Raw genomic sequence first — 14,367 nt, 5'->3', positions numbered from 1 at the left:
CAGGGTGGACGAATGAGCGAGTGGCAGGCGCCCTTTTTCATGTATTCCCTTCAATTGATGAAAAATAGTTGTCCGTTTGACTTAAGCAGCTTGTCTATGGAGATGGATCTCTTATCTCTATTCGTCTTTTGGCTTCCGAAATGGGAGAAAAGGGTGTCATTCGCCCGGTTTCCCGCATATGATGCTTAGGCGATAACACAGGGAGGGAGGGACTGCTTGTGAGCAGATCCAGAAAGAAGCTGCCGAGCAAGGCGAAAAAACGGCTGTATTTTGTGGATAATCCCAACATCAAGGAACTGAGTATACTGGAAGACGGGTGGCAGCAGTCTGGGAAGGGTGATGTGGAAAGTGAAGAAACGGATATAGACCTGACCTTCAAACCGGAAGAAATCATAGCCCCGGCAATCAAACAGGAAGAGATCGTAGCCCCGGCAATTAAACAGGAAGAGATCGTAGCCCCACCTGTCAAACTGGAAGACAACATGGGCCTGACTGTCAAACCGGCAGATAACATGGAAAAAGAGGCGCTGGCGCTGCACTCCGCTGCGGCTGCCAACCCGGTAGCGTTCCCTGCAGGGAAGACGGCGGATGCCGCTGCCGAAGAAGACGTAAAGCCGGAGACGTTCTCTCTCGCCGGGAAACTCGAGAAAGAGAAGCGGAAGATATATACCGATGACCTGTCGAACGGAGCGGTGACCGGACCGAAAATTGCTCCGCGCAGCATTGACGGATCAAAGCTGAAGCCTGGCATTATCGGCGCTCCCTGGCTTCAGGATTATGCAGTTCAAACCATCCATATCGCGGACAAGGCGATAACTTCAAGCAAAATTGCGCCTGAATCCGTGTCGGGCGAACATTTGGCCGAAGGTAGCGTCTCCGGCGGCAAGCTGCTTGACCACTCCATCGGCGGCGAGAAGCTGAAGGCGGGCAGCATCGGTCCGGAGAAGCTGGCCGACCGTCTGATCGACGCCAGCAAAATCGCCGAGCGGTCGATTGAAAGCCGCCATTTGAGCGAATGCGTCGTCACCACCGAGCTGCTGGAGGAAGGAGCGGTCACCGGAGATAAAATCCAGAGCGGCTCGATTGCCGGCCGCCATCTGGAGAACGGCCTTATCGACCGTTCCAAGCTGGCTGACGGATCGGTCGGCGGCGACATCATCGAAGACGACTCCATTTCCGGAGCGAAGCTGGAGGAAGGCGCCATCGAGGGCCGCCATCTGACAAATGGCATTATTGGAGCGAAGCATCTTGCGCCGGGAGCCATCGGCAGAGAACAGCTCGTAGGCCGGATCATCGGCGGGGAGCAGATCCAACTTGGTACCGTTGGCAGCGGGCATCTGGCTGAAGGTGCAGTCGGTTCCAGGGAACTTGGCAATGACTCCGTGCAGAGTTCGCATCTTGCTCCGGACAGCGTCACCAGCGGGCATATCGCCAGCGGAGCGATTATCGGGCGCCATCTGGCGGACCGGGGCGTAACTTACGCCAAGCTGGCGGAAGGCGCTGTAGGCACGGCTCAGCTGGTGGAACAGGCGGTCACCTCGTCCAAGATTGCCGATCAGAGCGTGCTCGGGCACAAGCTGGCCGACGAGGTCGTGAGCACCCGGCATATCGCCAAATCCGCCGTGCGCGGTCCGCAGCTTGCGCCTCAGTCCGTGGGCAACGCCCACCTTCAGCGCGAAGCTGTAAGGGAAGAACAGCTTGCAGCTGATGCTGTGGGACCGGGCCAGATTCAGGACAGCGCGGTGCATGCCCGGCACCTGGCGGCGGGAGCCGTTGGGGGCGGGGAACTCGCCGGGGAAGCGGTGGGCGAAGGGCATCTTCGTCCGCAGAGCGTTACCGCCGCCAAGCTGGCTGACGGCAGTGTTGTTGCAAGCAAGCTGGCCACGGGTGCGGTCGGCGGATCCGCGCTTGCTCCGGGTGCAGTAAGCGGCGAGCATATCGCGTTCTGTGCGGTGGGAGAGAAGCATTTTGCCGATTCAAGCGTCAGCGCCCGCGTTCTGCAGGACGCTGCGGTGGATGCCGAGCATCTGGCAGCCGGAGCGGTGGATACCCGGCATTTGCGGAAGAACAGCGTAGCCCCTATTGCCCTACAGCCAGGATCGGTGACCGGGGATAAGCTGGCGGAGGGTGCAGTAAAGGATATCCATCTTGCCGCGGAAGCGGTTCAGCCTCATCATCTCGCGGATCATGCGGTAACCTCGCTCAAGCTGTCGCCCGAGAGCGTAACGAGCGATAAGCTCGGCGATTGCGCGGTAACTGCCGCTAAGCTGGCTGACAGCAGCGTCCATTCCGCCAAGCTGGCCGCATCATCCGTTCAATCGGAGCATCTGGCGGACGGCTCGGTGGAAAGCCGTCATATTGAGACGGGTGCGATACATTCGGAGCATTTGTCCCAAGACATCATCGGCGGCGAGCATATCAGCTCCCTGTCTGTGGGCGTCAGCCATCTTCTGCCGGACTCGGTTTCATCCGTCCAGCTTCAGGACGGCAGCGTCACTGCCAATAAACTGGGTGAAAATGCGGTCGGTTCCGTACACTTGGCTCCAGAATCCGTCGGTGCGGTGCATCTGACGGACGGCTCGGTGAGAGGCCGGCATATCGCAGCGGGGGGGATTACACTTCAGCATCTGTCAGATGAGGTACGGTCCCCGGATCTGCTGCTCGATAGATCGATTGCCGGGAGCAAGCTTGCGCCGAAGAGCATCGGCAATGATCAGTTGGCCGAAGGTGCGGTGGGCAGAGCGGAGCTTCAGGATGAAGCGGTGAGCGGTTCCAAGATCGCCCCCTATTCCATCCAGTCCCGCCATCTGGAAGAGGCGAGTGTGCAGAGCTCACATCTTGCTCCATCCTCCGTCGCCGGGGAGCACTTGACGGCATCGTCCGTTCAATCGGAGCATCTGGTGGAAGGCTCGGTAAGGAAGGAAGCCATTGAGGCGGGCGCGGTTCAGTCGGAGCATTTGTCCCCCGGTATTATCGGCGGCGAACATATCCGCTACTCATCCATCGGACTGGGCCATCTCCTGCCGGGTTCGGTCTCGTCCATAAAGCTTCAGGACGGCAGCGTCACCTCTGACAAACTCGGCGAGGGAGCCGTCCGCTCCGAGCATTTGGCCGCAGAATCTGTCGCTGGAGAACATCTGGCGGACGGCTCGGTGGAAGGCCGCCATATCATCCCCGGCGGCGTAAAGCTGCTGCATCTGTCGGCTGAGGTGCGATCCACGGAGCTGCTGCCCGATGGCTCGCTCCCCGGAAGCAAGCTTGCGCCCAAGAGCATTGGCAGTGACCGGCTGGCTGAAGGTGCGGTCAGCGGAGCGGAGCTTCAGGATAAATCAGTGACCGGCTCGAAGATCGCCCCCTTCTCCATCCAGTCCCGCCATTTGGAAGAGGCGAGCGTACAGAGTTACCATCTTGGCGCAGAAGCGGTTCAGCCCCATCATCTGGCGGATAATGCGGTGACCTCGCTTAAGCTGTCGCCCGAGAGCATAACGAGCGATAAGCTCGGCGATTCCGCAGTAACTGCCGCCAAGCTTGCGAACGGCAGCGTCCATTCCGCCAAATTGGCGGCATCGGCTGTTCAATCAGAGCATCTGGCGGAAGGCTCGGTAGGGAAGAAGGCCATCAGGCCCGGCGCGGTTCAATCGGAGCATTTGACCCCCGGCATTATAGGCAGCGAGCATATCCGTTCCTCATCCGTCGGTGTCAGCCATCTTCAACCGGATTCGGTCTCGTCCGTTCAGCTTCAGGACGGCAGCGTTACCGCCAGTAAGCTTGGTGAAGGAGCAGTCGGCTCCGAGCATTTGATCGCGGAAGCCGTCACTGGAGAACATCTGGCGGAAGGCTCGGTGGAAGGCCGCCATATCGCGGCAGGAGAAATTACGCTCCAGCATTTGTCAGCCGAGGTCCGCTCCCCGGAACTGCTGCCCGACGGCTCGCTACCCGGAAGCAAGCTCGCGCCCAAGAGCATCGGCAGCAACCGGCTGGCGGACGGCGCCGTGGGCGGAGCAAAGCTTCAGGATGAAGCGGTAGACGGCTCGAAGATTGCACCCTCCTCTATCCAGTCCCGGCATCTGGAGGAGGCGAGCGTGAAGAACTATCATCTTGCTCCATCCTCCGTCGGCGGCGAGCACTTGACGGCATCGTCCGTTCAATTGGAGCATCTGGCGGAAGGCTCGGTAGGGAAGAAGGCCATCGGGCCCGGTGCGATTCAATCGGAGCATTTGACCTCCAGCGTTATCGGCGGCGAGCATATCCGCCCCTCATCCGTCGGTGTCAGCCATCTTCAACCGGATTCGGTCTCATCCGTTCAGCTTCAGGACGGCAGCGTCACCGCCAGTAAACTTGGTGAAGGAGCAGTCGGCTCCGAGCATTTGATCGCGGAAGCCGTCACCGGAGAACATCTGGCGGAAGGCTCAGTAGAGGGTCACCATATCGCGGCCGGAGAAATTACACTCCAGCATTTGTCGCCCGAGGTACGTTCCCCGGATCTGCTGCCCGACGGCTCGCTTACCGGAAATAAGCTTGCGCCCAAGAGCATCGGCAGCGACCGGCTGGCCGAAGGCGCCGTAGGCGGAGCGGAGCTTCAGGATGAAGCGGTGGACGGCTCGAAGATTGCCTCCTTTTCCATTCAGTCCCGGCATCTGGAAGAAGAGAGCGTACAGAGCTATCATCTTGCTTCATCCTCTATCGGCAGCGAACAATTGGCGGTATCGTCCGTTCAATCAGAACATCTGGCGGACGGTTCGGTGGAAGGCCACCATATCGCGGCCGGAGAAATTACACTCCAGCATTTGTCGGCCGAGGTCCGCTCCCCGGATCTGCTGCCCGACGGCTCGCTTACCGGAAATAAGCTTGTGCCGAAGAGCATCGGCAGTGACCGGTTGGCGGAAGGCGCGGTGGGCGCAGCGGAGCTTCAGGATGAAGCGGTAGATGGCTCGAAGATCGCCTCCTTTTGCATTCAGTCCCGCCATCTGGAAGAAGAGAGCGTGCAGAGCCATCATCTTGCTTCATCCTCTATCGGCAGCGAACAATTGGCGGCATCGTCCGTTCAATCGGAACATCTGGCGGACGGCTCGGTGGAAGGCCGGCATATTGCGGCGGGTGAAATTACGCTCCAGCATCTGTCAGCCGAGGTTCGCTCCGCGGAACTGCTGCCCGACGGTTCGCTTACCGGAAATAAGCTTGCGCCGAAGAGTATCAGCAGCGACCGGCTGGCTGAAGGCGCGGTGGGCGGAGCGGAGCTTCAGGATGAAGCGGTAGACGGCTCGAAGATCGCCTCCTTTTCCATTCAGTCCCGCCATCTGGAAGAAGAGAGCGTACAGAACTATCATCTTGCTTCATCCTCCATCGGCAGCGAACAATTGGCGGCATCGTCCGTTCAATCGGAACATCTGGCGAACGGTTCGGTGGAAGGCCGGCATATTGCGGCGGGCGCGGTTCAGCCGGAGCATTTGACCCCCGGCATTATCGGCGGCGAGCATATCCGCTCCTCATCCGTCGGTGCCAGCCATCTTCTGCCGGACTCGGTCTCATCCGTCCAGCTTCAGGACGGCAGCGTCACCGCCGGTAAACTGGGTGAAGGAGCCGTCGGTACGGAGCATTTGGCCATCGAATCCGTCACTGGAGAACATCTGGCGGAAGGCTCGGTGGAAGGCCGGCATATTGCGGCGGGCGCGGTTCAGCCGGAGCATTTGACCCCCGGCATTATCGGCGGTGAGCATATCCGCTCCTCATCCGTCGGCCTCGTCCATCTCCTCCCAGACTCGGTCTCGTCCGTTCAGCTTCAGAACGGAAGCGTCACCGCCGGCAAACTGGGTGAGGGAGCCGTCGGTACGGAGCATTTGGCCATCGAATCCGTCACTGGAGAACATCTGGCGAACGGTTCGGTAGAAGGCCGCCACATCATTCCCGGCGGGGTGAAGCTGCTGCATCTGTCGGCTGAGGTTCGCTCTTCGGAGCTGTTCCCCGACAGCTCGATTGACGGAAGCAAGCTTGCGCCCAAGAGCATCGGCAGCGACCGGCTGGCAGAAGGCGCGGTGGGCCGGGCGGAGCTTCAGAACGAAGCGGTGGACGGCTCGAAGATCGCCTCCTTCTCCATTCAGTCCTGCCATCTGGAAGAACAGAGCGTGAAAAGTTACCATCTTGCCCCTTCCTCCATTGAGAGTGAGCACTTAGCGGTCTCTTCCGTTCAATCGGAGCATTTGGCGGAAGCTTCGGTAGGGAAGGAAGCCATCGCGCCGGGCGCGATTCAGCCGGAGCATTTGACCCCCGGCATTATCGGCGGCGAGCATATCCGGTCCTCATCCGTCGGCGTCGGCCATCTCCAGCCGGACTCGGTCTCGTCCGTCCAGCTCCAGGACGGCAGCGTCACCGCCGGTAAACTGGGTGAAAGAGCCGTCGGTACGGAGCATTTGGCCATCGAATCCGTCACTGGTGAACATCTGGCGGAAGGCTCGATAGTGGGCTGCCATATCGCGGCGGGCGAAATTACGCTCCAGCATCTGTCGGCTAAGGTTCGCTCTTCGGAACTGCTCCCCGACAGCTCGATTGACGGAAGCAAGCTTGCGCCCAAGAGCATCGGCAGCGACCGGCTGGCAGAAGGCGCGGTGGGCCGGGCGGAGCTTCAGAACGAAGCGGTGGACGGCTCGAAGATCGCCTCCTTCTCCATTCAGTCCCGCCATCTGGAAGAACAGAGCGTGAAAAGTTACCATCTTGCCTCTTCCTCCATTGGCAGTGAACACTTGGCTCTCTCTTCCGTTCAATCGGAGCATTTGGCGGAAGCTTCGGTAGGGAAGGAAGCCATCGCGCCGGGCGCGATTCAGCCGGAGCATTTGACCCCCGGCATTATCGGCGGCGAGCATATCCGGTCCTCATCCGTCGGCCTCGGCCATCTCCTGCCGGACTCGGTCTCGTCCGTTCAGCTCCAAGACGGCAGCGTCACCGCCGGTAAATTGGGTGAAGGAGCCGTTGGTTCGGAGCATTTGATCCCGCAAGCCGTCACTGGAGAACATCTGGCGGAAGGCTCGGTAGCGGGCTGCCATATCGCGGCGGGCGAAATTACGCTCCAGCATCTGTCGGCTGAGGTTCGCTCTTCGGAACTGCTCCCCGACAGCTCGATTGACGGAAGCAAGCTTGCGCCCAAGAGCATCGGCAGCGACCGGCTGGCGGAAGGCGCGGTTGGTGGAGCGGAGCTTCAGAACGAAGCGGTGGACGGCTCGAAGATCGCCTCCTTCTCCATTCAGTCCCGCCATCTGGAAGAACAGAGCGTGAAAAGTTACCATCTTGCCCCTTCCTCCATTGAGAGTGAGCACTTAGCGGTCTCTTCCGTTCAATCGGAGCATTTGGCGGAAGCTTCGGTAGGGAAGGAAGCCATCGCGCCGGGCGCGATTCAGCCGGAGCATTTGACCCCCGGTATTATCGGCGGCGAGCATATCGGGTCCCTGTCTGTCGGCGTCGGCCATCTCCAGCCGGACTCGGTCTCGTCTGTTCAGCTCCAAGACGGCAGCGTCACCGCTGATAAATTAGGTGAAGGAGCCGTTCATTCGGAGCATTTGGCCCCTTCATCTGTTAGCGGGGAACAGCTGGCGGAAGGCTCGGTAGAAGGCTGCCATATCGCGGCGGGAGAAATTACGCTCCAGCATCTGTCTGAGGAAGTGCGTTCTCCGGAGCTGCTGCCCGACGGCTCGCTTACCGGAAATAAGCTTGCGCCTAAGAGCATCGGCACCGACCGGTTGGCGGAAGGCGCGGTGGGCGCAGCGGAGATTCAGGATGAAGCGGTAGACGGCTCGAAGATTGCCTCCTTTTCCATTCAGTCCCGCCATCTGGAAGAAGAGAGTGTACAGAGTTACCATCTTGCCCCTGCCTCTATTGGCAGTGAGCAATTGGCTGAATTGTCCGTTCAATCGGAGCATCTGGCGGAAGAATCGGTGGAAAGCCGTCATATCGTACCGGGCGGAATTACGCTTCAGCATCTGTCGCCCGAGGTTCGCTCTCCGGAACTGCTGCCCGACAGCTCGATTGACGGCAGCAAGCTTGCGCCCAAGAGCATCGGCAGCGACCGGCTTGCCGAAGGTGCGGTAGGCGCAGCGGAGCTTCAGGACGAAGCGGTGGACGGTTCGAAGATCGCCTCCTTCTCTATTCAGTCCCGCCATCTGGAAGAGGCGAGCGTACAGAGCTACCATCTTGCCCCTTCCTCCGTAATCGGTGAGCACTTGTCGGCATCGGCTGTTCAATCGGAGCATCTGGCGGAAGGCTCGGTGGAAGGCCGCCATATCGCAGCGGGCGAAATTACGCTCCAGCATCTGTCTGAGGAAGTGCGCTCTCCGGAGCTGCTGCCCGACGGTTCGATCACCGGCAGCAAGCTTGCGCCGAAGAGCATCGGCGGCGATCGGCTCGCGGAAGGCGCGGTAGGTGGAGCGGAGCTTCAGGATGAAGCGGTGGACGGCTCGAAGATCGCCCCGTTTTCTATCCAGTCCAGCCATCTGGAGGAGGAAAGCGTGCAGAGCTGCCATCTTGCTCCCTCTTCCGTAGGCAGTGAGCATCTGATGCGTGAAGCTGTGAGTCCTGAGCACCTGACCTTCAATCCGGTGCGCAGCGCCGGAAACCGGTCAACGCTGCAGCAGTTCGGAATGTCGGCATTCATGTTCGCCGCAGGGTCAGACAGCGTAGATGTAACAGTGACTTTCGATGAGCCGTTCGGTCATACGGGCTATGTGATCGTTGCCATGACTAACCAGCCCTTCTTCAGTGCATCGCTAAAAAGCAGAGGAAGCGCGGATGCAATCATTCAGGTTGTCCGTCTGCAGGACACTCAGCATTTCTACGGCGTTCTTTCCTGGATCGCTATCGGGGCTCCTGCGGCGAAGCCTGCTGCCGAGGATCGTTTATTCGATTAAAAATACGGCCCACGGGGTTTAAAGAGCAGGATCTTGTATAGACGGGTTCCCTATTTGAAAAATAATGAAAAAGCGCAGCCACGGCTGTGCTTTTTCTACATAACTAAGAAAGCTTTGTGCTGGTCTTTTCCATTCTTAAAAGACGGAACAGGATGCCGAAATTTTAAACAAACGTGGACGTTGGCCGTTGCCGGCCGCAATCCGTTACATACACTGTGATGAACCCCGCCCCGGGGAATGCTCTGCAAGGAGGATGAATGAGCATGAAGCGAGCAGCAAAGCGCTCCCGCCGAGCCCGGCGTTCCCCTATACGCCGCGCCGTCCGGTCTCATAAAGCCGTATACTCCGGCAATCATCCCGAGCCGCTTGTGTCCGTCATCATTCCGGCAATGAATGAAGCCGGTACGATTGCAGCGGCCGTCACGGAAGCAAGAAAGGTCGATCCGCGCTGTGAAGTCATCGTTGTGGCCAACGGCTCTTCAGATGGTACTGCGGAGATTGCCGCATCCTGCGGAGCGCGCGTAATTTCCTGCGCCGAACCGCTCGGACATGATGTTGGCCGCAGTGTCGGGGCGGAGTCGGCGAAGGGTGAGATTCTTTTGTTTACGGACGGCGATCTCGTTATTCCAGCGAAAGAGCTGCGCCCTTTCGCGGTGGCTGTAAGAGGAGGCGCAGACATCGCATTGAACAATTATTCCGGACCTGTACGCCGTCACCGTCCGCATCCGGTTGTGCTCTCTAAGCATGCACTCAATATTTTGCTGCGCCGTCCGGACCTGAAAGGCAGTTCGATGACGGCGGTTCCGCACGCGTTGAGCCGCAGGGCGCTGGACGTGCTCGGCAGCGGGCTGTTGTCATCGCCTCCGGTGGCGCAGGCCAAGGCTGTCATGGAAGGGCTTAGGGTAGTAGCGGCGCATAAAGTGCCTGTCGGCCGAATAAATGTCATCCGTCCTAAAGCGGATGGAACGGACCCTTTACAGCAGATAATCGTCGCGGATCATCTCCGGGCGGTTTCCCTGGTGCTGGAGTACGGCGGCGGGAGAGCCGGATTCGGCGACGGAGCCCGGCGGCGGGAGATGGTGAGGTGACAGACCCATGAGAATTGGAATTCATCCGAAGCCTGCGGGCAGATCGCAAGCCGCCTTTTCCCGCCGAAATAGAGCCCTCCCGGGGCCTGAGAAGCCGCGTAAGCTTCGGAAAGGAAAAGGCATGAAAAGTGCCGGAGCGCTGAGATCGCAGCGGCCCTCCTTAAGAACCGCCCCGGGTACGGGCGTGGCAACTGCTGGAAGAGCCGCTGGAAGAGCCGCTAGAAAATCCGCCGGAAGCCGCCCCGGAAGAGCCGCCGGCCGTCCCTACGTAAGAACCTCCCGCAGGTCCTTATGGACTCCGCCGGCGCTGAGCGGAAAGCTGTCGGTCATCATTAGCGCCTGCAATGAGGAGAAGACCCTGGGGGCCGTGCTGAGAGAAGCGGAACGGCTTATGCCGGAGGAGATCATCGTCGTGCTCAACGGCTGCATCGATAACAGCTTCCGGCGGGCGCGGCAGTGCGGCAGGGCAATTGTCGTCCATTGTCCTAATGCGGTCGGACATGATGTAGGGCGGGCAATCGGCTCGAAGCTCAGCCAGGGCGATATTATGCTGTTTCTCGACGGCGATCTGCCCATTCCCGCTCCAGAGCTCTTTCCATTCGTTGCCGCTGTGGACCGGGGAGCGGATGTGGCGCTCAATGATCTGAATCCGCTGTTTCCCATATTCGGAAAATGCGACAATGTGACGCGCTGCAAAATGTTTCTGAACATGGCGCTTGGCAGGGAAGACTTGGGAGCCGGGTCCATGACCGCCGTGCCTCATGCTCTATCCCGAAGAACGCTGGAACTGATCGGACCCCAGGCGCTGTCGGTACCGCCCAAGGCGCAGGCTGCCGCCATTCTGGAGAAGCTGCGCGTAGAGAACGCGGGTACAGTCAACGTAATCAAACCGAACAGAATACGAAAAGGAAATACGGGGGCGGGAAACAACGTGGAACAAATGATTATCGGCGATCACGCCGAGGCGCTGGCTGAAGTGCTCGCCCGCGGCGCGGCAGATCCGCTCTGGAAAGAGAACGGACCGGACAGCCGCCGGTTGCTTGCGGCTTGGAGGAACGGAATATGACACGGACCAGCATTATTATTCCGACCTTCAACGGACTGAGTCACTTGCGGTCCTGCGTGAATGCAATCCGCCGTTATACGGCCGACCCCTACGAACTGATTGTCGTGGATAATGCCTCAAGCGATGGAACGGCTAAATACTGCCGAAGGGAAAAAATCACTTTCATTTCCCTGCCTGCCAACGCCGGCTTTCCGGTCGCCTGCAATCGCGGCCTGCAGCTGGCTTCAGGGGACGAACTGCTGCTGCTCAACAATGATGTCATTGTATCGAAGAACTGGCTGGCCAATCTGAAGACCGCCCTGTACAGTTCTCCAAATACCGGTATTGTCGGTCCCGTGACGAATTATGCTAGCGGCCGGCAGATGGTCGATACCCGGTATGCGGACATTGCCGGGTTCCATGCGGCGGCGGAAACAGCAAATGTTCCCGATCCCTCCAAATGGAGCGAGACGAAGCGGCTGGTTGGTTTGTGTCTTTTATTCAAAAGGGAAGTGCTCGGGAAGGTCGGACTGCTCGACGAAAGGTTCTCTCCGGGACATTATGAGGACGACGACTATTGTATGCGCGCCCGGCTTCAGGGTTACCGGCTGCTGATCGCCGGCGATTGTCTGGTGCATCACGAGGGAAGCGCGAGCTTCAAGGAGGTCTATCGTTCCGGTTGGGATGAACTGATCGAGCGCAATCGCAGATTGTATATCGAAAAATGGGGGGTCGACCCCAAGCAATTTATTTAGGTTACATGTGAGGAGGAATGCGCTTTGAAAGGAGTCATACTGGCAGGCGGAACGGGTACGAGACTTTATCCGCTCACCCGGATGATGAACAAGCATCTGCTTCCGGTCGGCAAATATCCGATGATCTGTTACGGCGTCGACCGGCTGCGAAAGGCAGGCATCACCGACATTCTTCTTGTAATCAGCAGACAGTCCGCCGGAATGTACACGGATTTCCTGGGAAGCGGCGCCGAGTTCGGTGTGTCCCTGACGTATAAAATTCAGGAAGCCGCCGGCGGAATCGCCGAGGCTCTGGAGCTTGCGAAAGATTTTATTCCCTCAGGGGAGCGGTTCGTCGTGCTGCTTGGAGACAATTTATTCACAGAGGATCTTACTCCTTATGTGGACAGCTACCTCCGGCAGCCGGAGGGCACCGCAAAGGTGCTGCTCAAACCGGTGGAGGATGCGCGGCGGTACGGCGTTCCCGTATTCGACGGTGAGGATTCGGCCTGGATTGCCCATATCGAAGAAAAACCGAAACAGCCGAAGACCGGCTACTGCGTAACCGGCATTTATATGTACGACAGGGCCGTTTTTGATATCATCCGGAGGATTTCCCCTTCCCGGCGGGGGGAGCTTGAGATTACCGACGTCAACAACCTGTATGCCGCAGACCGCAAGCTGAGCTACGATGTGCTGAAAGAGTGGTGGAGCGACGCGGGAACGTTCGATTCTCTGCGGGAGGCGGGAGAGAAGCTGAAAGATGCGCTGCCGTAACGGCGGCGTTTTTTAATGGTTCTTGGGGTCCCTGCGGAGTAGTAGGGCACAGCGTACAGGAGTCCGAAAAGAGTTTTTCTTACTTTGTGATTGTAATCACTATTCCGGCATTTCGCCCATGCTAGTCTGATGTTGAGAAGAGTTCTCAATTAAATTGGTCCTATCCGTGAAGAGGACACTAACCGGTAAGGAGCCGCAGTCGTATGCAAAAAACATTGAGTATTAATGAACCGATATTCGATCTGGTCAGCCGTAATCCCGAAGTGAAGGACATCATGATCGAGTTGGGTTTCCAGGATATCGCCAAGCCGGGCATGCTGCAGACGGCCGGACGTTTCATGACATTAGCCAAAGGCATCAAGCTTAAGAAAATGGATATCGACTCCGTCAAGCTGGCATTTCAGCGTCACGGATTCAACATTCAAGAATAGAGGAGCGGATGACATGAGTGAATTAATCAATAACCGGGAAGTCGATGTGCAAGAGCAGACCCGGCGCCAGAAAATGCTGAAAGAAATTATCAAGGAGCTGCATGCCGGCAAGAGCGTAGAAGAGGTAAAGGCTCGTTTTGAGGAAGCGGTCGGGGATGTGACGGTGGCGGAAATCTCCGCGATGGAACATTCGCTGATGATGGAGGAAGGGATTCCGGTATCCGAAGTGCAGCGTCTATGCTCCGTGCATACGGCTATTTTCAAAGGCTCCATTGAGGAGATTCACCGGTCATCTAGGCCCGAGGAGCAGCCCGGCCATCCGGTGCATACGTTCAAGCTGGAGAACCGGGAGATTGAGAAGCTGGTCAATTTCTGCCTGGAGCTGCACAAGGATAAATTTCGCAAGAGCGATGATGAAGGGATAATCTTTAAGCTGCTGGAGGACCTAAACCTCCTGCTGGACATCGACAAACACTTCAGCCGCAAGGAGAACCTGCTGTTTCCTTACCTGGAGAAGTACGGCATTTACGGCCCAACCAAAGTCATGTGGGGCGTGGACGATGGCATCCGCAGCATGATCAAGGAAGCTAAAATCCTTCTGTCCGCTAACACCGGAACTCAAGAGGAAGTAACGGCGGTGCTTGAACTCATAATCAAAGAAGTGAATGAAATGGTCTTCAAGGAAGAGAATATTCTTTTGCCGATGGCGCTGGACAAGCTCACCGAGGACGAGTGGGTGAAGATTGCCCGGGAGAGCGGCATGATCGGCTTCTGCCTGACTGCGCCGGAGAAAGAGTGGGTGCCGGAACGCGCTCCCGAGCCGCAGGATGCTGAGATGCAGGACCAGAAAAGCGTAGAGACTCCGCAGGGCTTCATCCGCTTTGAGACCGGAATTCTATCGGTGCAGCAGCTTGAACTGATCATGAATCATCTGCCGGTGGACCTGACGTTCATTGACGAGAACGATGTCGTCCGTTATTTCTCCCACGGCAAAGAACGCATCTTTGCCCGCACTAAGGCCGTGATCGGCCGCACCGTGCAGAACTGCCATCCGCCGCAAAGCGTGCATGTCGTGGAGAAGCTGCTGGAGGATTTCAAGGCCGGCCGCAAAGACGCCGAGGATTTCTGGATCCAAATCAAAGACAAATTTATTTATATCCGTTACTTCGCTGTCCGCGACGGAGAGGGCCGTTACATGGGGACACTGGAATTCACGCAAAATATCGCCCCGATTCGCGCATTGGAAGGGCAAAAACGCATTTTGTCTGAATAAAAAAGGAGTTTGAACCGCCGGCGAAAGTGCCGGCGGTTTTTCTGTCGAAGAAAATTCAGCGTTCCCGCACGCCCGAGCAACCACCCCGCCCGGATTCCGTTGTACAGGCAAATCCGATGTAAATATTT

General features: G+C 58.1%; 7 protein-coding genes. All 7 read left to right on the top strand.

Annotation, left to right across the window (positions count from 1 at the left end; all coding sequences use genetic code 11):
• The first annotated feature begins 218 nt into the window (after positions 1–218).
• The 7 genes from PDUR_RS20755 to PDUR_RS20725 all read left to right on the top strand — a co-directional run bounded on the left by PDUR_RS20755 (position 219) and on the right by PDUR_RS20725 (position 14,239).
• The gene (locus PDUR_RS20755) at positions 219–8,891 is read left to right on the top strand and encodes a WIAG-tail domain (RefSeq protein ID WP_042208014.1); all 8,673 of its coding nucleotides are present in this window, start codon (positions 219–221) and stop codon (positions 8,889–8,891) included.
• Between the two features lie 263 nt (positions 8,892–9,154).
• Positions 9,155–9,979 (top strand): glycosyltransferase family 2 protein, encoded by an 825-nt coding sequence (locus PDUR_RS20750; protein ID WP_233277413.1) that lies wholly within the window; start codon positions 9,155–9,157, stop codon positions 9,977–9,979.
• Between the two features lie 7 nt (positions 9,980–9,986).
• Positions 9,987–11,045, top strand: a complete 1,059-nt coding sequence (locus PDUR_RS20745; RefSeq protein WP_233277412.1) for a glycosyltransferase family 2 protein — start codon at positions 9,987–9,989, stop codon at positions 11,043–11,045.
• Entirely contained in the window at positions 11,042–11,779 is a 738-nt protein-coding gene (locus PDUR_RS20740) for a glycosyltransferase family 2 protein (RefSeq protein WP_042208012.1), read from the top strand. Before PDUR_RS20745 ends, PDUR_RS20740 begins: the two co-directional genes overlap by 4 nt.
• 24 nt (positions 11,780–11,803) lie before the next feature.
• Positions 11,804–12,535: a sugar phosphate nucleotidyltransferase gene (locus PDUR_RS20735; RefSeq protein WP_042208011.1), complete on the top strand. Its 732-nt coding sequence runs from the start codon at positions 11,804–11,806 to the stop codon at positions 12,533–12,535.
• A gap of 203 nt (positions 12,536–12,738) precedes the next feature.
• Positions 12,739–12,966, top strand: coding sequence for a DUF1858 domain-containing protein (locus PDUR_RS20730; protein WP_042208010.1), 228 nt, complete (start codon positions 12,739–12,741; stop codon positions 12,964–12,966).
• Positions 12,967–12,979: 13 nt separating this feature from the next.
• A complete protein-coding gene (locus tag PDUR_RS20725) occupies positions 12,980–14,239 on the top strand; it encodes a DUF438 domain-containing protein (protein ID WP_042208009.1) in 1,260 nt (419 codons plus the stop codon).
• Positions 14,240–14,367 lie beyond the last annotated feature (128 nt).

It is taken from the genome of Paenibacillus durus (assembly GCF_000756615.1).
GTDB classification, from domain to species: Bacteria; Bacillota; Bacilli; order Paenibacillales; family Paenibacillaceae; genus Paenibacillus_AQ; species Paenibacillus_AQ durus.
The sequence above is the reverse complement of the archived record's forward strand: the minus strand, read 5'-3'. Positions and strand labels throughout refer to the sequence as shown.